Source organism: Solidesulfovibrio magneticus RS-1, from assembly GCF_000010665.1.
Lineage (GTDB): Bacteria > Desulfobacterota > Desulfovibrionia > Desulfovibrionales > Desulfovibrionaceae > Solidesulfovibrio > Solidesulfovibrio magneticus.
This window is the reverse complement of sequence record NC_012796.1, coordinates 4275682-4297516: the sequence shown is the minus strand read 5'-3', so window position 1 is coordinate 4297516 and position 21835 is coordinate 4275682. Positions and strand designations below refer to the sequence as shown.

Below are 21835 nucleotides of genomic sequence, written 5' to 3'. Positions count from 1 at the left end.
CCCCGGTTCGTGTCGCTGGCGTAGTGTCCTGGCGGCCGCAAGCCCTCGGTTCCGGCTCTCCCCGCCACAGGCCCGTCAGGTCCTTACGCCACAGCGGGCGCTTGGCGCTGCCTGGCCGCGAGCATACTGCTTTCCCGGAAACCGGCGGCCGTATTTCCCAGGGGACGCGGCTAGACCACGACCACGGAATTTTCGCAGTCGCCAAAGGGGCTGAAGGCGTATTTGTCGGCCTCGGGGTCGCTGATCCAGACTTCTCCGTCAATCAGATAACGGAACTGGTATTCGCGGCCGGCGGGCAGGTCGAGGGTGGCGGAAAACGAGCCGTCCTTCTGGCGGCGCATGGGCGCGGCGGCCACGTCCCAGTCGTTGAATTCGCCGACAAGATGGACGCCGGAGGCGTTCTTGGCCTGTTCCTTGGTCAAGGCGAATGTCACCTTGCACACGGGCTTGCTTTTGAGCGGCTTTTTTTTCAGCGACATATTCTCTCCTTGGGGCGACGGCTCCATGCCGACTGGACGGCCGGCGGCACGGCGCAATGTGGAGGCATAGGCCAGGAGGTACCCCCTCCAGGCGGCGAAGTAAAATCTTTTTTGGGAAGATCGCGTCACACTGCCAAACTACAGCACGGATTCCTTTTTGAGCGTTTCCACCATGGCGGCCAGATGCAGGGGCTTGGTGAAATAGCAGGTGGCGTTGCCCCGGAAAAACGAAGTGGCCACGTTTTTGACGTCATCATGGCAGGTGATCATCACGACCTTGGCTTCCTGGCCCGGGGCCACGGCGCGGGCGCGCTCCAGTTCCCGGATGGCGGTTAGGGCGGCGTGGCCGTCCATGACCGGCATCTGGATGTCCATGAAGACGACGGCAAACGGCTTGCCGTCGTCCAGAGCCAGGGTGAAAAGATCCACGCCCTCGCGGCCGTTGCCGGCGCAGACGCACTCGCCAAATGGGGCCAGGGTGGCCCGCAGGGTGATCTGCGAGAGCTGGTCATCGTCCACGATGAGAATTTTCATGGAGCCCCCTTGCAATCGGTCCGCCTGAACAGGCAATCCGGTTCATGTGATGCCAAAAAAGCGTTGGCGACGCAAGGCCGGCCGGCAATACCCGGCGGGCGCACCGCAAGGCTGGATTTTTTCGGCGCAGGGCACTAGGATGGCAGGCGGCCCGGCCAGCCCCGTCGCGGGGCGGCCCTTTTCCTTCGTCAAACGGATGCGTCTATGCGAGCTGTGCTGTTCAAACTGGCGGTTGTGCCGCTGACGTTGTTTTTTTCCAGCCTGTGCTGGCTGACCGCGCGCCTGGGCCGCGACGGCCGGGTGTCCCATTTTCTGGAGTGCCTGTGGGCCAAAAGCCTCGTGGGGGCGGCCGGCATCCGGATCGAAGCCGACCTGTCGGCCCTTGATCCCGGCCAAGCGTACATTTTCATGGCCAACCATCAAAGCCACATGGACATCCCGATCCTCTTCGCCGCGCTGTCGGGCTGGAACTTCCGTTTCCTGGCCAAGGAGAGCCTGTTTCAGATTCCGGTCTTCGGCCCGGCCATGCGCCGCATGGGCCATGTGGCCATCGACCGGGGCAACCGGCGCAAGGCCATGGAATCCATTCAGGAAGCCGTCGACCTTGTTTCCCGGGGGATCGGCCTGTTGGTCTTTCCCGAAGGCACCCGGTCCATGGATTATTCCAAGCTCCAGGATTTTAAGACCGGCGGCATGATCGTGGCGCTCAAGTGCCAGGCCCAGGTGGCCCCGTTGGTGCTTGAGGGGTCCGGGGGCGTGCTGCCCAAGCACGGCCGCCGGCTGACCCCGGGCGTGGTGCGGCTGCGGGCCCTGCCCCCCTTTGACGCCGCCGCCCTGTATACGCTCAAGGAGCGTGAAAATTTCAAAAACGACCTCTGGGACCGCATGGACGCGGCCTATCAGGAGATGCGCGCATGACAGGCTCCCCCGCCGTGACCCTCTATCCCTTGGGCGGCCTCGGCGAAATCGGGCTTAACTGCATGGCCCTGGTTTCCGGCGATTCCATGATCGTCGTGGACTGCGGACTCATGTTTCCCGACGACTCCCTTTTCGGCATCGACGTGGTCATTCCGCGTTTCGATTTCATTTTGCAAAACCGCGACAAACTCAAAGGCATCGTGCTGACCCACGGCCACGAGGACCATATCGGCGCGCTGCCGTGGCTCATGCGCAGCTGCGACGCGCCGCTGTACGCCTCAAGTTTCACCCTGGCCCTGGCCGGCAAGAAGCTCGAAGAGCACGGGCTTAAGGAATTCACCACCTGCGTGCCGGTTTCGGCCGGCGACACGGTGACCCTGGGCGATTTCAAGGTCACCTTCTTTCCGGTGTGCCACTCCATCGTCCACGGCTTTGCCCTGGGCATCGAAACTCCGGCCGGGCGCATCGTCCACACCGGGGATTTCAAGATCGACCGCAATCCCCTGGACGGCCACGCCACCGACCTCGACGCCATCAAGCGGTTTTCCGGGGACGGGGCCATGCTGCTGCTCTCCGACTCCACCAACGCCGAGCGCGAGGGGTTCGCGCTCACCGAGCGCGAGATCAAGGCCGCCCTGGGCGATATTTTCGCCACCTGTTCCGGCCGCATCGTGGTGACGCTTTTTTCCAGCCACATCCAGCGGATGCAGGAGATCTACGATCTGGCCCACGCCACCGGCCGCAAGGTGGCGGTCTCGGGCAAGAGCCTTTTCACCAACATCGAGATCGCCCGGGAACTGAAACACCTTCGTGTCCCTCCCGGAACCGAGGCGACCCTTGAGGAACTGGCCAGTCTGCCCGACGCACAGGTGGTGCTGCTGGTCACCGGCTCCCAGGGCGAGCCGCTCTCGGCGCTGTCCCGGTTGGCTTACGGCGAACACCGGCAGGTGAAGATCCAAAAAGGCGACACCGTCATCCTGTCCTCGCGCTTCATTCCGGGCAACATCCGGGCCATCACCCGGCTCATCAACCGCCTCTACAAGCTCGGGGCCGAGGTGCTCTACGAGCGGGTCCAGGCCATCCACGCCTCGGGCCATGCCCATGCCGACGAGCTGCGGCTCATGCTCAAGACCGTTTCGCCCAAGTTTTTCATTCCCATCCACGGCGAATACCGCCATCTGGTCAAGCACGCCCGCATCGCCGTGTCCTGCGGCGTGGCCCCGGAACGGGCCCTGGTCATCGAGGACGGCCAGCCCGTGACCTTCGCCGAGGGCCTCATCCGCCTGGAGGACGCCATCCCGGTGGAGCACATCTATGTCGACGGCAAGGGCGTGGGCGACGTGGGCGTCACCGTGCTCAAGGAACGCCAGCTCTTGGCCGGCGAGGGGCTGGTCATCGTGGTGCTGGTGGTGGACGAGAAATCCGGCGAGCTGACCTTTGGCCCCAACATCCTGTCCAAGGGGTTCGTCTTCGAACAGCACTACAGCCACGTGCTGGAAGACGCCAAATGCATCGTGCTCGACATCTACGAAAACGTGCCGCCCGGCCAGTCCGATCTGCTCAAGGAGCGCATCCGCTCCGCCTTGCGGCGGTTTTTCCGCAAGATCCTGGAACGCGACCCGGTGGTCGTGCCCCTGGTCATCACCCTGTGACGCGGGAGAACCGTTCATGAAGGTCTTGCGGGTGCGCCATGGCGACGCCGCCTTTTATGCCCAGCTGCTCATGGAGCAAAACGCCGTGCGCTGCCTGGACAAGACCCTTGGCCTGGACGCGCCCATCCCCCTGGCCGAGGTGGCGGTGCTGGCCCCGGTGACGCCCTCCAAGGTGGTCTGCGCCGCCGGCAATTTCCGCGACCGGCTGCGCGAGATGGGACGCGACCCGTCCGACGGGCCCATGCTCTTCTTGAAGCCGCCCTCGGCCGTCATCGGTTCGGGCCAGGCCATCGTGCTGCCGCGGGCCTCGGCCCGGGTCGAGGCCGAATGCGAGCTGGCCCTGGTCATGGGCCGGGCCTGCCGCAACGTGGCTCCGGCCGACGTGCCCAAGCATCTTTTCGGCCTGGCCTGCGCCAACGACGTCACGGCCGTGGACCTGCGCCAGCGCGACGAGACCCTGGGCCGGGCCAAGGGCTACGACACCTTCGCCCCCATCGGCCCCTGGATCGAGACCGAGCTCGGCGATCCGGCGAGCCTGACCCTGCGCCTGCTCATAAACGGCCAGACCGTGCAGACGGGGTCCTGCGCCGACATGGCCGTGGGGCCTTTCGAGCTGGTGAGCTTCGTCTCCTCGGTGATGACCCTTCTGCCCGGCGACGTGATCCTGGCCGGTTCGCCGGCGAGGCCGTGTCCGCTTACCCCTGGCGACGAGGCCCGGGTGGAGATCGACGGGGTGGGGGTGCTCATCAACCCGGTGCGGGCCGAAGGCGAGGCCGCGCCCCTGCAGTAGGAAGTTCGCGTCCGGGCCGTCCGGGCGCTTGCCTTTTCGAGAAAAGCGGACTACAAGCCGCAGTTCTCCAAACACGCACGCCCCGCGAGCCAATCCTGGGTGCCGGATGGTCCGGCCCAAATTTCGGGGCGGAGGGAAAACCCAAGGAGTTCCCATGCCTTACGTTACCATGAAGCAACTGCTTGAGACCGGCGTCCACTTCGGGCACCAGACCCGTCGCTGGAACCCCAAGATGCGCCCGTTCATCTTCGGGGCCAGAAACGGCATTCACATCATCGACCTGCAGCAGACCGTCAAGCTGTACCAGAAGGCCCACGACTTCATTTCCAACGTCGTCGCCGGCGGCGGCCGGGTCATCTTCGTGGGCACCAAGCGCCAGGCCCAGGAGTCGGTGAAAAAGGAAGCCGAGCGCGTCGGCCAGTTTTCCGTCACCAACCGTTGGATGGGCGGCATGCTCACCAACTTCCAGACCATCAAAAAGAGCATCGACCGCATGAAGACCCTCGAACGCATGTTCGAGGACGGCTCCATCAAGCGCTTTCCGAAAAAGGAAATCGTCATGATGGGCCGCGAAGTGGCCAAGCTCAACGATAACCTGGGCGGCATCAAGCACATGGATCGCCTGCCCCAGGCCGCGTTCATCATCGACCCCAAGCGCGAAGAGATCGCCGTGCAGGAATGCCGCAAGCTCGGCATCCCCATCGTGGCCGTGGTGGACACCAACTGCGATCCCGACGTCATCGACTACGTGATCCCGGGCAATGACGACGCCATCCGGGCCATCAAGCTTTTTGCCGCCAGCATCGCGGAAGCCTGCATGGAAGGCGCTGCCCAGAACAAGGACGTCGAGCCGGTTGCGGACAAGGACGAAAAGCCCGAAGCCGCCCCGGTCGATGAAGCCGAAACCGCTACCGAAACCACCGGCGAGTAGGAGGATTCCCCCATGTCGGCTATTTCCGCTGCCAGCGTGAAGGCCCTGCGCGACAAGACCGGCGCGGGCATGATGGATTGCAAGAAGGCTCTTGGCGAGTGCAACGGCGATGAAGAAAAGGCTGTTGCCTGGCTGCGCGAGAAGGGGCTGTCCAAGGCCCAGAAGCGTGCCGGCCGCGCCACCTCGGAAGGGGTGATCGGCTCCTACATCCACTCCAACGGCAAGCTCGGCGTCATGGTCGAGATCAAGTGCGAGACCGACTTCGTCGCCCGCTCCGAGCGCTTCCTGGAGTTCGCGAAAAACGTGGCCATGCAGATCGCCGCGGCCAACCCGGTGTGCGTGACCCCCGAGGAAGTGCCGGCCGACCTGCTGGCCAAGGAACGCGAGATCTTCAAGAACCAGGCCATGGAAGAGGGCAAGCCCGAAGCCATCGCCGAGAAGATCGTCGATGGACGGGTCAAGAAGCTCTACAAGGAAATCTGCCTGTTGGAGCAGCCGTTTATCAAAGACGACAAGGTCACCATCAAGGACCTGATGAACGAACTCGTCGGCGTCATCGGCGAGAACGTCCAGATCGGACGCTTTAGCCGCATGGCCCTGGGCGAGGACGCCTAGGCGGCCACGCACCAATGCTTAAACGGGCCGCAAGGCCCGTTTTTTTTGAGTCGCAGGGCGAACCCGCCAGGGTTTCGCTTGCATCGCGGCCCGATGCGGGCAAGATGGCGCAACCGCCCGACCGGGCGGGCGACGCCTTGCCCCGTCGGACACGCCGCCAACGGTCGTCGTCTGTTCGGGAGGGGGCGGATGGCCCGGAGGCGGCCTGTGGCTAACCGGCGCGTCAGACGGGGGGCATCCCGCGTCGCCGCGCGTCCGGCCCTGGCCGGCCATGGACCGACACCCTTCCCCTTCAGGAGACGTCCCATGTCGAAATTGCGGTTTTCCCAGGTTTTGCTTAAGATCAGCGGCGAGGCGTTGGCTGGCGGCCGGCCGTTTGGCATCGACAACCAGACCATCACGAATTTTTGCCGGGAGATCGTGTCGGCAACCGAAAAGGGGGCCAGGATCTCCCTGGTCATCGGCGGCGGCAACATTTTTCGCGGCGTCTCGGAGCAGGCCGCCGGCATGGATCGGTCCTCGGCCGACTACATGGGGATGCTGGCCACGGTGTTAAACGCCCTGGCCGTGCAGGAGGGCCTGGAGAAGCAGGGACTGTCCACCCGCGTCATGTCGGCCATCACCATGCGCGAGGTCTGCGAGCCCTACATCCGCCGCCGCGCCCTGCACCACCTGGACAAGGGCCGGGTGGTGATCTGCGCCGCCGGCACGGGCAATCCGTATTTCACCACGGACACGGCCGCGGCGCTTAGGGCCATGGAACTCAAAAGCGAGGCCATCCTCAAGGGCACCAAGGTCGACGGCGTGTATGACAAGGACCCGGCCAAGCACGCCGACGCCGTGAAATTCGACGAGCTGACCTACATGGACGTGCTGGAAAAGCGGCTGCGGGTCATGGACACCACGGCCATCAGCTTGGCCATGGACAACAACATGCCCATCGTGGTCTTTAATATGTTTACCGCTGGAAATCTGAGCCGGGTGCTGGCCGGCGAACCTGTCGGCACCGTCGTCAAAGGAGGCCAATAACATGCAGACCGTGCTCAAGGACGCTGAAGATCGGATGAAAAAGGCGCTGGCCGCCCTGGACAAGGAGTTCTCCCGTCTGCGCACCGGACGGGCCACGACTTCGCTCCTCGACGGCGTGCGCGTGGACTATTACGGCACCGCGACCCAGCTCGACCAGCTGGCCTCGGTGGCCACCCCCGACAGCCGCACCATCACCATCCAGCCCTGGGACCGCAAGGCCTTTGCCGACATCGAAAAGGCCATCCTCAAGTCGGGCCTGGGACTGACGCCGGTCAACGACGGCAAGATCATCCGTATTTCCATTCCGCCTCTGACCGAGGACCGCCGCAAGGATCTGGTCAAGGTGGCCAAGAAGTACGTCGAGGAAGCCAAGGTGGCCATGCGCAACGTGCGTCGCGACGCCAACGAGCTGCTGAAAAAAAAGAAGAACGACAAGGCCATCAGCGAGGACGATCAGCGCAAGGGCCAGGACGACGTGCAAAAGCTCACCGACAACTACATCGTCAAAACCGATGAGGCCTTTTCCAAGAAGGAAAAGGAAATCATGGAGATCTAGCCCTGGACGTCCAGAAGCTTCCGTTGCCCCGGCATGTGGCCGTCATCATGGACGGCAACGGCCGCTGGGCCACCATGCGCGGGCTGCCGCGCAGCGAGGGACACCGGGCCGGCGTGGAGTCGGCCCGGGGTATCGTCACGCGCTGTCGCGAGCTCGGCATCGAACACCTGACGCTCTACACCTTCTCCAAGGAAAACTGGGGCCGGCCGGCCGACGAGATCAAATTCCTCTTCGACCTGCTCGTGCGTTTTCTGACCAAGGAACTCGACACGCTTTTGGCCCAGTCCATCCGCTTCAAGGTGCTTGGCGAGCTGGACGAGCTGCCCCTGGCCGCGCGCACGGTGTTGTCCCGGGTCATCGCCAAGACGGCCCACTGCGAGGCCATGACGCTCAATCTGGCGCTCAACTATTCCGGGCGCGAGGAGATCCTGCGGGCCTGCCGCCGTTTGGCGGCCAAGGGCCTGGCTTCCGAGGCCGTCACCGAGGAGGCCCTGGCCGCCGAGCTCTACACCGCCGGCCAGCCCGACCCTGACCTCATCATCCGCACCAGCGGCGAGATGCGTCTGTCCGGCTATCTGCTGTGGCAGTCGGCCTACAGCGAATTTGCTTTTCCCGAGACGCTGTGGCCGGACTTCACCCCGGCCTGTCTTGACGCCATCCTCGCCGACTACTGCAATCGCACGCGCCGTTTCGGCCTGACCGGCGAACAGATCCAAGCCTAGTTTTTTCCCGGGCGACCCGGGACAGGAAAACTTTGGGGCCGTTGACGCTCCCGGCGTTGGCCGGCGGCATCAACGGCCCCGTTTTTTGCGGCGGCGCACGGCGTCAACCGCGTATCCGCGCCTATCCCACCCGCTTGTGGTTACCCCGCCCGCCACAGACGGCCAGGGGGTCCGGGGGGATTATCCCCCCGGCGGATCCGGGCAGCGCCCGGCGGGTGCAGGGCAGCGCCCTGCCGGTTAGAGGCCTTCGGTCAGGATGACGCGGTAGTCGCAGCCCAGGTGTCGGGCGCGGCTTGCCTCCTGGTAGGCCGGTCTGTGGTAGAAGTCGCGCGCCGCCGCCATGGAGGCGAATTCCAGGATGACGACGCCTTGGGCCTCGGGACCTTCCAGGGTTTCGCACAAGCCGTAGACGGCGCGAGCCGTGGCGTCATGGCCTTGCATGGCGGCCGGGACCGTGTCCTTGTAAACGGCGTACTGTGCCTGGTCCCGCAGCCGTTCCCGAATGAAGAGCAAATACGCGGGCATGGGGTCTCCTTTATGCGGTCGGAATGGTTCCGCCGTCGATGACATACTCGGTTCCGGTGATGGCGGCGGCCAGGGGGGAAGCCAGGAAGACGACGAGGTTGGCCACCTCCGCTGGCTTGGCCGGCCGGCCCAGGGGGATGCCGCCCAGAGCCTGCATGATGATCCGTTTGCCACCCTCGTAGTCCGTGCCGGCTTGGTCGGCCAAGCGATGGGCCAGGGCGACGGCGGCTTCGGTCTCCACCCAGCCGGGCGACACCCGCACGACGCGGATGCCCTTGGGGGCGAGTTCCTTGGATAGGCTTTTGCTGTAGGTGGACAGGGCGGCCTTGGCGGCGGCGTAGGCGGTGGTGGAATCGGGCAAGGGCAGACGGTCCTGGATGGAGGTCACGTGGATGACGACGCCGGAGCCCTGGGTGATCATGGCCGGGAGCAGGGCGCGGTCGAGGCGCACGGCGGCCATGAGGTTCAGGTCGAGTTCCCGTTGCCAGACCTCGTCGTCCAGGACGGCGAAGCCGCCAGGCGGGGCCGAGGAACCGCCGAGCACATGGACCAGGACATCGACGGCCTGCCACCGTTCGGCCACGGCCCGGGCGAGGTCGGCGCAGCCTTGGGGGGTCGTCAGATCGGCGGCGACAAAGGCGTCCGGGGACAAGCTCTCGGGCCGGGTCCGGGCGACGGCAAGCACGTCGGCCCCGGCCTGCCGGAGGGCTTGGGCGACGGCCGCGCCGATGCCTTTGGTGGCGGAGGTCACCAGGGCGCGTTTTCCGGCCAGTTCCAGGTTCATTGACATGGTTTGATCTCCAGTGCTGTGATGCCCTCGGGCGACAGGCAAAAACGCTGTTCCAGCTCGACGGGGCTGCCGGGGAAGTCGCCGGCGACCCGCGTCTTGACGGTCACGGCGTCGCTGTGGCCCCGGCTGTCGAGGACTTCGGTTTTATAGCGGTATTGCTGTTTCGTTTGGGCGTGCCAGTCGGCGATGGCCTTGGGGCCGTGGTGTTCCCGGCCTTCGTCGCGCACCACGGCGTTATCGGCAAAACAGCGTTCGAGCCGAAGTAAATCCGAGGCGTTGCTGGCCGCGAAATAGTCGGCCACGGGTTGGGGGAGAGGGCTTGGCATGGCGGGCCTCGTTTTGTGTTCTGGGATGATGGAGACCAGTAAGCCCGCCGGGGCGCTTCTTCAAGAACGCACGGAAAAGTGAGCGACTCACCATGAGGAAAGTGTATACGGTCGTGACGGCGGCCGAGGATGTCGAAAAGACCCTGCATTTGCTGGAAGGCCGCTGGAAACTGCTGATCCTGTTTCACCTGTTTGGCGGGCAGGTGCAGCGCTATAGCGACTTGGAGCGGCTTATTCCGGGGATATCCCAGAAGATGTTGGCCCAGCAGTTGCGGCAGTTGGAGGCGGACGGCCTGGTGTCGCGAAAAGTGTATCCCCAGACGCCGCCCAAGGTGGAGTATCGCTTGACCGAGTGGGGCCAGGCTTTGTGTCCGGCCTTGGACGCGCTGCTGTTCTGGGCCGAGCAACGCCCCGAGGCCGACGCCGGCTGACGGCGAGACGATCAAGGCCCGCGCGGCGCGCCCCTCCGCTTCCCGTGCCTATCCCACTCGCTTGTGGTTCCTCCGCCCGCCACAGACGGCCAGGGGGTCCGGGGGGCTTAGCCCCCCGGCGGGTCACGGGCAGCGCCCGTGCGGGTCCGGGCAGCGCCCGGCGGGTGCAGGGCAGCGCCCTGCCGGGTGCAGGGCAGCGCCCTGCCGGTTACGTCAGCGCCCGGGGGGCGGCGCGGCCTTCGCGTTCGAGTTCTTCCATGAGCGCGGCCAGTTCCTGGGTTTGGCCGGCCAGTTCGGCCACGGCTCGGGAGGCGTCGGCCAGGGTGCGGGAGCTGGCCTCGGCCGTGGCGCTGACGGCTTCCACCGATCGATTGATTTCCTCGCTGGTGGCGGACTGCTGTTCGGCCGCCGTGGCGATGGAGCGCACCTGATCGGAAGCGTTTTCCACCAGGGTGACAATGCTGGCCAGGGCCTCGCCGGCGGCGGCGGCCAGGGAGGTGGCCTTTTCCACGGCTCCGGCGGCGGCGTCCACATTGCCGACGTTGCGCCGGGCCCCGTCCTGGATGCCGCGGATGGCGTCGCCGACTTCCTTGGTGGCGGTCATGGTCTTTTCGGCGAGCTTGCGCACCTCGTCGGCCACCACGGCGAAGCCGCGTCCGGCGTCGCCGGCCCGGGCGGCCTCGATGGCGGCGTTTAGGGCCAGCAGATTGGTCTGGTCGGCGATGTCGGAGATGACGTTCATGATGGCCCCGATGTCCTGGGCCTGCTTGCCCAGCGCCCCCATATCCGCCTTGAGGCTTTGGGCCTGGCGCTCCACCGCGCCGATGGCGGCCACCACTTCTTCCACCACGCCCGAGCCGTCCACGGCCTTGGAGCGGGCCGTCTCGGCGGTCTGCGAAGCGGACGAGGCGTTTCTGGCGACCTCCAGGACGGTGGCATTCATTTCTTCCATGGCCGTGGCTGTTTCGGCCATGCGCCGGGACTGGTCTTCAGCTCCCTGGCTGGATTCGGCGATGCGGGTGGCCAACTCGGCCGAGGTGGAATCGACGACGGACACCACGCCGCCCAAACGGGCGGCAGCGTGGGCCAGGCCTTCGGCCCGGGCTTGTTCGGCCTTGCGGGTGGCGTCCTCGGCCAGTCGGGTGGCGGCCTCGGCGGCCCGGGCCTTTTCCTCGGCTTCCTTGGTCTTGGTTTCGATGGCGGCCATGTTGTCGCGCAGGGTGGCCACCATGGCGTTGAGGGCGACCTGCATCCGGGCGGCTTCGTCGTTGCCGACGGCGTCCAGGCGCACGGACAGGTCGCCAGCGGCGCACTGCATGGCGGCCTGGGTGGTCTGGCGGATGGGGCCGGTGACGGAGGCCATGATGACGAGGCACAGGCCGATGAGGATGGCCAGGCCCAGGCCGCAGGCCACGGCGATGGCGGTCAGGGCGTCGCGGATGCGGGCGGCGTTGTCGGCCTTGATGGCGGCCTTGGTGCGGTCGACGTTGTCGATGTACACGCCCGTGCCGAGCCAGAGGTCGGTGCCGGGGATGGCGATGGCGTAGGCGAGTTTGGGCTGGTCGCCGGCCCCGGGCTTGGGGAAGACGTATTCCACGAAGCCACCGGCGGCGGCGGCTTTGGCGAGTTCGCGGACGAAATAGACGTTGTTCTTGTCTTTGACGTCGCCCAGATCCTTGCCTTGATTGGCTTTGTTTGGCGGCAGGGCGATGTTGACCGTGCCTTGGTAGACGAAAAAGTAGCCGGACTTGTCGTCCTCGAAGCGGAAGGCATCGACCATGTTGCGGATGATGTCGTAGCGCTTTTCCTTATCCGGCACATCTTTGACGATGGCGGCAATGGCCTGGGCCATGCCGTTGGACGCAACGGCCAGCTTTTGCCGTTCGCCTTGCAGCATGATGTCCTGGGCGGCGGAGACGGTGTGGTCTTCAAGACGCTGGAGCTCGCGGGAGAACGTGAGGATCATGCCGGCCGTGAACAGGGCGAAAAGCGCCAGCAACAGGACAAAGCGCCAGGAGAGGGAGAAACGGCGCAAGACGCCAAACGCGCCGCCGGAACCGGAAGGTTGTACAGCCACGAAAGGCCTCCGCACGCAGCATGTCGCAGGTTGGAGAAGGATAAGTCTGGTTGGAACACTACGGGAAAGGCCAGAACATGGCAACGCGTGGTCGGGAACAAGAGGGCGCGGCATTACAAAAAGGCGGCCCCCGCCGGGGAAGCGGGGGCCTTTCAAGGAGGGAGGAGAGCATGTGCGGTCACGCCGTTTGCCGGTTGCCTGCCGGGACGGCGTTGACGTCCGGGCCTGAGGGGTGGCCTGGGCCGTCAAAACACAAATAAGGCCGGATCATGAAAACGGCATGGAGGGGGGATGAATTCGGCGACGGGTTGGACAAAAGGAAACCCCCGCCGGGGAGCGGGGGTTTCGCTGTCGAGGAGGGGGAGAACAGGCTTCCGGTTGCGGGAGGGGACCGCCCCGGGGGCCGTGTGTTTGGCGGCAAGTGCAGGGGCCGGAGGGGGTGGCCGTCTGCCGTTGATTGAAGAGATAGTCCCGGCCCATGAAACGGCCATGGCCGCTCCATGAATTCCAGCTTAGAATTCGTTTTTCGTTCTACCCAAAAAAGGAAGCCCCCGCCGGGGAGCGGGGGCTTCGTTCAAGGAGGGGGAGAGCGTCCTTGGGACCGCCTGAGGATGGGAGGGGCCATCCGGTATGGCGAAACAAGGCTGAGGGTTTTGTCTTGGGTGTCTCGCCCGGGCGTTTCCGCCTCGTTCGATGGCTACTGTATAGGAGTGGGACGTGAAACGGGAATGGCCGTAGGATGAACGATAATTTAACTTTTGGCGCGGCCGGCCGGGAAGGCCAGGGTGACGCGAAGACCGGGGCTGTTGTCGCCCAGGCGCAACTCGGCCTGGTGCAGGCCGGCGGCGGCGGCGACCAGGGACAGGCCCAGGCCGCTGCCCGGGGTATTGCGGCTCGATTCCAGGCGGGTAAAGCGCTCCAGGACGAATTCGCGGTGTTCGGGGGGGATGCCCGGGCCGGTGTCGGCCACGGTCAGTTCCGGGCCGGCCGGGCCGGAGGTCAGCGACAGGGTCACCCGGCCGCCGTCGGGGGTGTATTTGACGGCGTTGTCCAGGAGGTTGGCCAGGGCCTGGGAGAGCAGGTGGCGGTTGCCGGGCACGGTCACCTGGGGGGCGAGGTCCACTTCCAGGGACAGGCCGGCCTCCTCGGCCACGGGCTCGTAGAGTTCGGCGGCGTCGGCGGCCAGGCTCGTCAGGTCGATGTCGGTGAAATCCTGGCGGCGAGCCCCGGATTCGGCCTGGGCGATGGTTAAAAGCGCGTTGAAGGTTTGCAGCAGCCCGTCGATCTCGGTGATGGCCCGTTCCAGGGCCTGGCGGCAGGCCTCGGGCTCCTGGGGCCGGGACAGGGTGATTTCCAGGCCCGAGCGGATGCGGTTTAGGGGGCCGCGCAGGTCGTGGGCGATGTTGTTGGAGACCTGCTTGACGCCGTCCATGAGCCGGCCGATCTGGTCGAGCATGGCGTTCAAGTTTTCGGCCAGGCGGTCGAATTCGTCGCCGGCCCCCCGGGTGGGGATGCGGCGGCTGAGGTCGCCGTTCATGATTTCCCGGCTGGCCTTGGTGATGACGTCAATGCGCTTGAGCATCCAGCGGCTGGTCAACACGCCCCCGGCCCCGCCGAGAACGACGGTGAGGAGCATGCCCCAGATGAGCGCGTCGACGATGAGCCGTTCCACCTTGACCCGCTCGGACACGTCGCGGCCGACCACCAGATGGAAGTTGCCGGGCAGCAGGAAGTAGCGCATCCGCACCCGGCGCGGCTCGAAGTTCTCGGTGTCCTCCAGGGTGGCGTCGAACCAGCCCGAGCCGGTGTCCTTGAACTTGGGCCAGTCGGGCAGGTTGCCGGCCAGGGGATTGAATTTCCAGTCGGTGAGGAGATAGACGCTCGATCCGGCCTTGTCCTTGGCCACGCGGGACTTGATGACGCGGATAAGCCCGGTCAGCCCGAGCTGGCTGTACTGTTCGGCCAGCCCCTGGATCTCGGCGTTTATCGTTTCGTCGGTCTGGCGTTCCATGAAACCGGCCGTGGACGAATAGATGAACCACAACAGCACCAGCACCGACAGGCCGAAGGCGGCCATGTGCAGGATGGACAGGCGCAGGGTGGAGGAACGCAGGATCTTAGTGGCTATCACGCAGGCTGTACCCGGCGCCGCGGATGGTGGAGAGAAGCGGCTTGTCGTGGCCCTTGTCGATCTTCTGGCGCAGGCGGCTCACATGGACGTCGATGACGTTGGTCTGGGGATCGAAGGAATAGTCCCAGACGTTTTCCAGCAGCATGGTGCGGGTGACCACATGGCCGGCGTGGCGCATGAGGTATTCGAGCAGGGCGAATTCCTTGGGCTTGAGTTCGATGGGCCGGCCGGCCCGGCGCACGGTGCGGCCGACCAGATCCATTTCCAGGTCGGCCACCTTGAGCATGGTGTCCGGGGCGTCGGAGCGGCCCCGGCGCAGCAGGGCCTCCAGCCGGGCCAGCAGCTCGGCAAAGGCGTAGGGCTTGACCAGATAGTCGTCGCCGCCGGCCTTTAAGCCCTTGACCCGGTCGTCCACGTCGCCCAGGGCCGAAAGAATGAGCACCGGGGCGGCGTTGCCGGCCGAGCGCATGGTCTTGACGATGGTCAGCCCGTCAACGCCGGGCAGCATCCGGTCGACCACGCAGGCGTCGTAGGTCTCGGCGGCCACGCGGTAGAGGGCCTCGCGGCCGTCGGCCACATGGTCCACCACATAGCCCGATTCCTTGAGTCCCTTGACCAGATAGGCGGCAGCGTCCAGGTCGTCTTCCACGATGAGTACGCGCATGATGATTTCCTTTACCCCGTTGGGGGGTCCGGGGGCCTTAGGCCCCCGGCCGCCGGAGGCATCTTCTCTTCGCCCTTCATGGCCCGCCTGGCGGCGACGCGGGCCAGGGCGGCGTCGAGTTCGTGCATGTCGATGGGTTTGGCCACGTAGTCGTCGAAACCGGCTTGGAGCATCCGTTCGCGGTAGCCTTTGACGGCGTGGGCGGTGAGCGCCACGGCCGGGGTGGCGGCGGCCGGTCCGAAGCGGACCGGGTCGCGCAGCAGGGCCAGGGTCTCGGGGCCGCTTAAGTCCGGCATTTCCACGTCCATGAGCACGCAGTCGAAGGGTGTTTCGGCCAGGACGGCCAGGGCTTGGCGGCCGTTGTCCACGGCGGTGACCATGTGCCCCCGGCGTTCCAGGAGCCGTTTGGCCACGATCTGGTTGATGTTGTTGTCCTCGACCAAAAGCAGGCGAAGGGGGGTGACTGGTCCGCCTGGCCTAGCCGTGGCCGGGGGCGAAGGGGTGGCCTGGAGCGGGGCTTCGGGCAGGTCGAAGGCGGCGGTGAAGGAAAAGGTGCTGCCGCGGCCCGGGTCGGAAGCGACCCAGATACGGCCGCTCATGAGGGTCACGAGGCTTTTGCTGATGGCCAGCCCCAGGCCCGTGCCGCCGGCCCCTCGGTTGAGGCTGGCGTCGAGCTGGGTGAAATAATCGAAGATGCGGGCCTGCTTGTCGGTCGGGATGCCGATGCCGTCGTCGGAGACGTCGAAACGCAGGGACAGCGCGCCGGACTTGCGGGGGGCGTCCGGGTCGAGGCCCACAGCCACTCGCACGAAGCCGTTTTTGGTGAATTTGAGGCCGTTGGACACGAGATTGGCCACGATCTGGGCCAGGCGGCCGGGATCGCCGACCAGCTCGCCCGGCACGTCCGGGGCGATGTCCAGGGACAAGCGGTTGCCGCTGCGCGCGGCCGGGGCCTCAAAAAGGCGCAGGCACACGCCAAGGGCCTGGCCCAGGGAGAACCGGGAGCGGGCAAGCTCCATGCGCCCGGCCTCGATGCGGGAGAAATCGAGGATGTCGTTGATGATTTCCAGCAGATGGACGGCGGACTGGCGGGCCAGGTCGATGTAGTCGCGCTGCTCGGGGGTGAGTTCGGTGGCCATGGCCAGTTCGATCATGCCCATGATGCCGTTCATGGGGGTGCGAATCTCATGGCTCATGGTGGCTAAAAATTGCGACTTGGCGCGGTTGGCGGCCTCGGCGGCCTCCATGGCTCGGGTCAGGCGCTGCCGGGTGCGCATGAGCTCGGTGACGTCGATCATAGCCTCGATGATGGAGGGCGAACCGGGCAGGCGGCGGGCGGTCTTGTACATGACGCGCTCGCCGGCCAGGGTGTTTATGAGGCACTCGCGCTCGCGCACCAGGCCGGACTCGTCGGCCAGGACCGGGCAGGTCTCCTTGTTGCAGAGCGAATTCTTGCAGGACAGCCCGGTGGCGCCCTTACCGAACAGCCGCTCGGCGGCCGGGTTCTGGTATTCGAGGCGGCGGTCGCCGTCGTCGCCCAGGCGTACCTTGACGATGGGGATGGGGGCGCTGTCCAGGACCATTTCCAGATCGCGGCGGGCCAGCACGCTTTCGGTGACGTCCAGGACCAGGGCCTGGACGGCGACGACCCGGCCGGCGGCGTCGCGGTGCAGCTGGATGCGGTCGGTGACGTGGCGGACGCCGCCGTCGGGGGTGCGCTGGCGGTAGTCCAGGGCAAAGGCGTCACGACCGGCGTCGGCGTGGTCGCGCAGGGCCGCCTCGACCCGGTCCCGGTCGTCGGGGTGGATGAGATCCCAGGGCGAGCGTCGGCCGGTGAGCAGTTCCTCGCGGGAAAAGCCGAAGCGGTCGATATTGGAGGAAACGTAGGAGACCGGCCCGGGTTTGCCGTCCTTGACGGCGTAGCGGATCAGATAGGCCGGGCTGGCTTCCAGGATGAGCCGGGCCATGGCGGCGTCGGAAAGGTCCTCATCCTCGGGGGCAGCGGCGGCGCGGCTTTCGGCTTGACGCCGCATTTCGGCGGCGGGATCGTCGTCGGCAGGGTCGATCATAAACGGCACCCATGGTGGGCGGCGACCGGAGGAGGCCCGGCGTCCGCGCTTAGTCTTTGTATATGCCAAGGCGGGAGCCTTGGAAAGAGGCCCTGGGCGCGGTTTCTTTTTGGTCGCTTTGTGGGTATGTCCCGGGCTGGATATGCTGCATACGCCGCCCGGCCCGGACTGGGTGCAAGGAGCTGATATGGACCGTCGTGGAGCGGGAGTTGGGAAGAGGATGAGGCTGGCAAAGCTGGTTTTGTGGGCGGCGTTCTGGCTGGCGGCCCTGGCCCCGGCGGCCCTGGCCCAGAAGGCCGGGCCGTTGACCTTTGGCGTGCTGCTGCCGATTACCGGACCCCTGGCCGAATTCGGCAAGACATCCAAGGCCGCGCTGGACTTGGCCCAGGCCGACATCAACGCCTATCTGGCCGCTTCGGGCCAGGGCGGGACGGCGACGTTTCTGATCGAGAACACCGGCGGCAGCCCGGAGCAGGCGCTGGAAAAGCTCAAATCCCTGGCCGGGCGCGGCGTGCGGGCGGTCCTTGGCCCCTATTCCGACGACGAGGCCGAGGCCTGCCTGGAATTCGCCGACAAAAACAACATCGTGCTCATAAGCCAGGGCAGCTCCGGCCCGTTTCTCTCCAAAAAGGGCGACAACCTGTTTCGCCTTTCGCCCTCGGACACCTATCAGGCCGAGGCGGTCACCGGGCTGATGCGCCAGGAGGGCGTGACGGCGGTGGTTCCGTTGTGGCGGGCCGACCGGTTTGGCGACGACATGGTGGTGCACGTCAAGGCGCGCTTCAAGCAGCTTGGCGGCGAGGCCCTGCCTGGATCGCGCTATTCGGCCGACCGCAAGGATTTCGGACCCATCCTCGATGATCTGGCCAAGCAGCTGGCCCAGGCCCAGCGCAGCGGCGCGTCGGCCAAGGCGGCCATCTATTTCGCCGGCGGCGAGGAGATCGTGCCCATCCTCAAGGCGGCGGCCAAGCGGCCGGAGCTGGTCAGCGTGGGCTGGTACGGCTCCAGCGCCACGGCCATGCTCGACGCCATCGCCAAGGACCCGGAGAGCGCGGCGGCGGCCATGAAGGTGCGCCTGGCCAGCCCCCGCTACGGCGAGGGCGGGGCCAACGTCTACGGGCTTATCGAGCGGCGCATCCAGGAAAAGACCGACACCTTCCCCGACGCCGAGAGCGTGGCCGCTTACGACGCGGCCTGGGCGGCCTTTTTCACGGCCCAGGCCGTGGGCGGCACATCGGATTTCGCCCGGTTCAAGCAGGGGCTGGTCCAGACCTGCGAGCGCATGTACGGGGCCACCGGCTGGCTGGCCCTCAACGAGCACGGCGACCGCCGCGAGGACTGGGATTTCGATTTTTGGGTGCTGCGGACCGAAAACGGCAAGCCGTTTTGGGAAAAGGCGGCCCGTTACCAGTTCGAGCCGGGCACGGCCAAGGAGCTGTTCCTGAGTTCGGGCAAGAAGTAGCCGGCTCTGTTGATACGAAACGGCCCGCCCCGGGACAACCGGGGCGGGCCGTTTTGCGTGGCGGGCTATTCGTCCAGTTCCAGCGGCACGGTCAGGTAGACGTCGGTGCCCTGGCCGGGGCGGCTGTCCATGCAGATGGTCCCGCCCATGAGGCCGACCAGCCGGCGGGTGATGGCCAGTCCCAGACCCAGACCGCCGAAACGCCGCGAGGCCGAGGCGTCCTCCTGGGTAAACGGCTCGAAAATGTACTCCAGCTTGGCGTCGGTCACGCCCATGCCCGTGTCCGAGACCATGGCCAAAAGCCGCCAGACCTCGCCGTCCGGCCCGGGCGTTCGTCGGCCGCCCAGGAACAGCCTGGCCTCGCCGCCCATGGTGAAGCGCACGGCGTTGCTCAGGAGGTTGGCCAGGGCCTGGGTGAGGCGGGCCGCGTCGCCGATAAGCGTCGCCGGCAGGTCGGGCGAGATGTCGACCGCCAGGGTGACGCCCTTGGCCTTGGCCACGTCGGTGAAACGGCCGGTCACCTCCATGGCAACCAGCCCCGGAGAAAACGGCTGGCGGCGCAGCACCACCCGGTTGGCTTCCAGGCTGGCGTAGTCGAGCATGGCTGCGATGACGTCGAGCATGGTCTGGCCGGACTTGACGGCCTGGACCAGCCCAGCCTGGGTCGGGGCGGGCAGGTCGCAGTCTTGGACGTGCTCAAGCATCCCGAGCATGATGTTTAAGGGCGTGCGCAGCTCATGGGACAACACGGCCAAAAATTCGGTCTTGGCCCGGCTGACGGCCTCGGCGGCCTTGCGGGCCCGGGCCAGATCGTCGGCCCGTTTGCGTTCGGTGATGTCCATGGCCAGGCAGACCACGCCTTCCTCGCCGGCGTCCTGGCCGCGCAAGAGCGCCAGGGACACCAGCACCGCCAGCGTGCGGCCGTCCTTGCCGCACAGGGTTTTTTCCAGGCCCGTCATGCCGCCGGAGGCCAGCAGCTCCGTCACCGGAGCCGAGGCCAGAAAGACGCCCAGGGGGTCGCCGGGCGGGAAAAGGCTGGTGGCCGGCAGGCCGACGAGTTCCTGCGGGGCGTAGCCGAGCATGTCGCTGCCGGCCCGGTTGCACAGGCGTACATGGCCTTCCCGGTCAATGACCCACAAGGCTTCGTTGACGTGGGACAGGATGCGCTCCAGGGATTCCTTGGCCCGGGCCAGGCCTTCCCGGGAGGCGACCAGACCCTCGGCCATGGCGTTGAAGGCCGTGGCCAGTTCCCGGGTTTCAGTCGGGCCGGCCACCGGGGCGCGCACCGACAGGTCGCCCTCGGCAATGGCCTGCACGGCCTGTCCCAGCCGGGCCAGGGGGCGGGTCAGGCCACGCGTCCACCACAACGAGGCCAGAAAGGACAGAAAGGCGGCAGCGGCGGCCACGGCGGTGAGCCACAGCCCCAGCTTGGCCAGCTCCTGGTCCACGACCTGATGCAGGGGCGCGGCCACGACCACCGCCAACCCATGGCGCCCCACCGGGGCTGCGCCGAGAATGCTCGGCAGGCCGGCAAATTCGCCGATTGTGGCGTGCTCCCCGCCCAGGGCCAGCAGCCCGGCCACGGCTTCGGGCAGGGCTGTCTGGCTCAACCCGCCTTCCGCTCCCTCGGCCGGCAGCAGCAGGCCGCCGTCGTGGGCCAGTCCGGCAACGCCGCCATGGTCCAGGCGCAAGGATTGAAGGGGGGCGGTGAGTTCGGACAGAGGCAGGGTGACCAGAAAAACGCCCTGGGTGGTGTTGAATGGGTCTAGCCGGGCCACGGCCATGGACAGCCAGGCGTCCCGGCCGTCGGCGGACAGGCGCAGGGCCGAAACCACCGTGCCGGGGACGGTCAGGGCGTCGGTGACCAGGGCCGTGTCGGCGGCCGGGGCCAGGGCGTCGGTGAAACCGGTGCGGGTGGCGGCGTACTCCCGCACGCCCTGGGCATTGACGAAAGCGATGGCGGAAAAGGCGGCGCGGTGCTGGCCGAAAAGGGCCTGGAGCACATGATAGTCGCGCGTCGCCTCGAAGCGGTCAAGGTCGCGGTCGCTGGCCAGAAGCCGCAGCCGGTTTTCGCCCTGGGCGACGGCCATGGCCGTTTCCCGGGCCAGGCCGGCGGCCAGGAGGCGCATTTTTTCCTGTTCCTCGCGTTCGAGAACCAAAGCGGCCAAGTGGAACATGCCGCCGCCAAGAAGCAGGGTTAAAAGCGCCACCAGGGCCAACTGGCCCATGAGCGCCTGCGTCTTGATGGACCGGATCATCAGGGCGCGGTGGGCTTGGCCGGACTGGGCAGGCAGCCCAGGCGGGCCATGAGGGATAGGGCGTCGGGGCTGGACAGGAATTTGAGGAAACGGGCGGCGGCCGGGGACAGGGGCGCTTTGTAGGCCAGACCAAAGGGGACGACGAGGCGGTAGCTGCCCCGGCCGACGTTTTCCAGGGTCGGGGCGACGCCGTCCAGGGCCAGGGGCGTGAGGTTGGCGGCGGCCATGGCCGCCAGGGAGACGTAGCCCACGGCTCCGGGGTGTCCGGCCACCAGGGCCACGGCCTCGGGGGTGGTGTAGGCCACGGCCTGGTCGTGGCAGCCGCCGGCCTCGAAACCGGGGATGGCGGCGTTTAAGAGTTCCCGGGTGGTTTCCGGGGTTTCGCGGCAGACTCGGGCCACGGCCAGATCCGGGCCGCCGAGTTCCGACCAGTTCTTGACGCGGCCGGCAAAGACGGCCTGTGCCTGGGCGCTCGTGACGCCCTTGACGCCGGTCACCGCAGGATGGACGGCGAAGACCACGGGTGTGGCGGCGAAAACGGTTTGGCTCAGGCCCGCCGCGATCTCGTCGTCACGAAGGGGCCGAGCCGTGCGGGCCAGCTCGGCTTTGCCGCCGATAACCAGCCGCAGGCCGGCGGTGCTGCCCACGGAATCGGGAAGGTTCACCGTGATGTCGGGATTGTCGCGCTTGAAGCGTTCGGCCAGAAGGCGCAGCAGATCCTGGCTGTCGCCGGTGCCCGGGATGGTCAGGACGGTCTCCCCGGCGGCCAGGGTCGAGGGCGGCCACAGCCCGGCCAGCGCAAGAATCCCGGCCAGGACAGCCAGGAACCAGGGGCGCGTCAGGCGCGAAAATAAGGCGCAAACCATGGCTCCTCCG

General features: G+C 66.5%; 21 protein-coding genes. 10 read left to right on the top strand and 11 right to left on the bottom strand.

Annotated elements, in window-relative coordinates; translation table 11 throughout:
- Positions 1–170: 170 nt before the first annotated feature.
- Entirely contained in the window at positions 171–479 is a 309-nt protein-coding gene (locus DMR_RS17795; RefSeq protein ID WP_015862430.1) for an isoamylase early set domain-containing protein, read from the bottom strand.
- Positions 480–617: 138 nt separating this feature from the next.
- On the bottom strand, positions 618–1013 hold the full coding sequence (locus DMR_RS17790; protein WP_015862429.1) for a response regulator: 396 nt from the start codon (positions 1011–1013) through the stop codon (positions 618–620).
- A 204-nt stretch (positions 1014–1217) separates the two neighbouring features.
- Here DMR_RS17790 and DMR_RS17785 point away from each other — a divergent pair, with 204 nt between their 5' ends.
- The 8 genes from DMR_RS17785 to uppS all read left to right on the top strand — a co-directional run bounded on the left by DMR_RS17785 (position 1218) and on the right by uppS (position 8226).
- Positions 1218–1931 (top strand): lysophospholipid acyltransferase family protein, encoded by a 714-nt coding sequence (locus DMR_RS17785; RefSeq protein ID WP_015862428.1) that lies wholly within the window; start codon positions 1218–1220, stop codon positions 1929–1931.
- Positions 1928–3583: a ribonuclease J gene (locus DMR_RS17780; RefSeq protein ID WP_015862427.1), complete on the top strand. Its 1656-nt coding sequence runs from the start codon at positions 1928–1930 to the stop codon at positions 3581–3583. Before DMR_RS17785 ends, DMR_RS17780 begins: the two co-directional genes overlap by 4 nt.
- Before the next feature lie 16 nt (positions 3584–3599).
- On the top strand, positions 3600–4373 hold the full coding sequence (locus DMR_RS17775; RefSeq protein WP_015862426.1) for a fumarylacetoacetate hydrolase family protein: 774 nt from the start codon (positions 3600–3602) through the stop codon (positions 4371–4373).
- A gap of 154 nt (positions 4374–4527) precedes the next feature.
- Complete coding sequence (rpsB, locus tag DMR_RS17770; protein ID WP_015862425.1) at positions 4528–5304, top strand: 30S ribosomal protein S2; 777 nt, start codon at positions 4528–4530, stop codon at positions 5302–5304.
- Between the two features lie 12 nt (positions 5305–5316).
- Positions 5317–5919, top strand: a complete 603-nt coding sequence (gene tsf / locus DMR_RS17765) for a translation elongation factor Ts (protein WP_015862424.1) — start codon at positions 5317–5319, stop codon at positions 5917–5919.
- 306 nt (positions 5920–6225) lie between these two features.
- Positions 6226–6948, top strand: coding sequence for a UMP kinase (gene pyrH, locus DMR_RS17760; protein ID WP_006919013.1), 723 nt, complete (start codon positions 6226–6228; stop codon positions 6946–6948).
- 1 nt (position 6949) lies between these two features.
- Positions 6950–7504, top strand: a complete 555-nt coding sequence (gene frr, locus DMR_RS17755) for a ribosome recycling factor (protein ID WP_015862423.1) — start codon at positions 6950–6952, stop codon at positions 7502–7504.
- A 47-nt stretch (positions 7505–7551) separates the two neighbouring features.
- On the top strand, positions 7552–8226 hold the full coding sequence (gene uppS, locus DMR_RS17750) for a polyprenyl diphosphate synthase (protein WP_232502938.1): 675 nt from the start codon (positions 7552–7554) through the stop codon (positions 8224–8226).
- 237 nt (positions 8227–8463) lie between these two features.
- Here the strand turns inward: uppS and DMR_RS17745 are convergent, their stop codons facing one another.
- Genes DMR_RS17745 through DMR_RS17735 form a run of 3 tightly spaced genes read right to left on the bottom strand, consistent with a single transcriptional unit; the run spans position 8464 to position 9867 of the window.
- The gene (locus DMR_RS17745) at positions 8464–8751 is read right to left on the bottom strand and encodes a DUF1330 domain-containing protein (protein WP_043601034.1); all 288 of its coding nucleotides are present in this window, start codon (positions 8749–8751) and stop codon (positions 8464–8466) included.
- A gap of 10 nt (positions 8752–8761) precedes the next feature.
- Positions 8762–9541, bottom strand: coding sequence for an SDR family oxidoreductase (locus DMR_RS17740; protein WP_015862421.1), 780 nt, complete (start codon positions 9539–9541; stop codon positions 8762–8764).
- On the bottom strand, positions 9532–9867 hold the full coding sequence (locus tag DMR_RS17735) for a nuclear transport factor 2 family protein (protein WP_015862420.1): 336 nt from the start codon (positions 9865–9867) through the stop codon (positions 9532–9534). The genes DMR_RS17740 and DMR_RS17735 overlap by 10 nt, the downstream gene beginning before the upstream one ends.
- A gap of 92 nt (positions 9868–9959) precedes the next feature.
- On the opposite strand from DMR_RS17735, the gene DMR_RS17730 reads away from it, so the two are divergent.
- Positions 9960–10298: a winged helix-turn-helix transcriptional regulator gene (locus tag DMR_RS17730; RefSeq protein ID WP_015862419.1), complete on the top strand. Its 339-nt coding sequence runs from the start codon at positions 9960–9962 to the stop codon at positions 10296–10298.
- Positions 10299–10506: 208 nt separating this feature from the next.
- Here the strand turns inward: DMR_RS17730 and DMR_RS17725 are convergent, their stop codons facing one another.
- The 4 genes from DMR_RS17725 to DMR_RS22550 form a co-directional block, all read right to left on the bottom strand.
- Positions 10507–12375, bottom strand: a complete 1869-nt coding sequence (locus DMR_RS17725) for a methyl-accepting chemotaxis protein (RefSeq protein ID WP_232502825.1) — start codon at positions 12373–12375, stop codon at positions 10507–10509.
- A 751-nt stretch (positions 12376–13126) separates the two neighbouring features.
- On the bottom strand, positions 13127–14506 hold the full coding sequence (locus DMR_RS17720) for a sensor histidine kinase (protein ID WP_015862417.1): 1380 nt from the start codon (positions 14504–14506) through the stop codon (positions 13127–13129).
- Complete coding sequence (locus DMR_RS17715) at positions 14493–15170, bottom strand: response regulator transcription factor (protein ID WP_015862416.1); 678 nt, start codon at positions 15168–15170, stop codon at positions 14493–14495. The genes DMR_RS17720 and DMR_RS17715 overlap by 14 nt, the downstream gene beginning before the upstream one ends.
- A gap of 11 nt (positions 15171–15181) precedes the next feature.
- The gene (locus tag DMR_RS22550) at positions 15182–17239 is read right to left on the bottom strand and encodes an ATP-binding protein (protein WP_015862415.1); all 2058 of its coding nucleotides are present in this window, start codon (positions 17237–17239) and stop codon (positions 15182–15184) included.
- Positions 17240–17459: 220 nt separating this feature from the next.
- Here DMR_RS22550 and DMR_RS17705 point away from each other — a divergent pair, with 220 nt between their 5' ends.
- Positions 17460–18701, top strand: a complete 1242-nt coding sequence (locus DMR_RS17705) for an ABC transporter substrate-binding protein (protein ID WP_052279013.1) — start codon at positions 17460–17462, stop codon at positions 18699–18701.
- Positions 18702–18766: 65 nt separating this feature from the next.
- Here the strand turns inward: DMR_RS17705 and DMR_RS17700 are convergent, their stop codons facing one another.
- Complete coding sequence (locus DMR_RS17700) at positions 18767–20959, bottom strand: ATP-binding protein (protein ID WP_015862413.1); 2193 nt, start codon at positions 20957–20959, stop codon at positions 18767–18769.
- The gene (locus DMR_RS17695; RefSeq protein ID WP_015862412.1) at positions 20959–21825 is read right to left on the bottom strand and encodes a substrate-binding domain-containing protein; all 867 of its coding nucleotides are present in this window, start codon (positions 21823–21825) and stop codon (positions 20959–20961) included. Before DMR_RS17695 ends, DMR_RS17700 begins: the two co-directional genes overlap by 1 nt.
- Positions 21826–21835 lie beyond the last annotated feature (10 nt).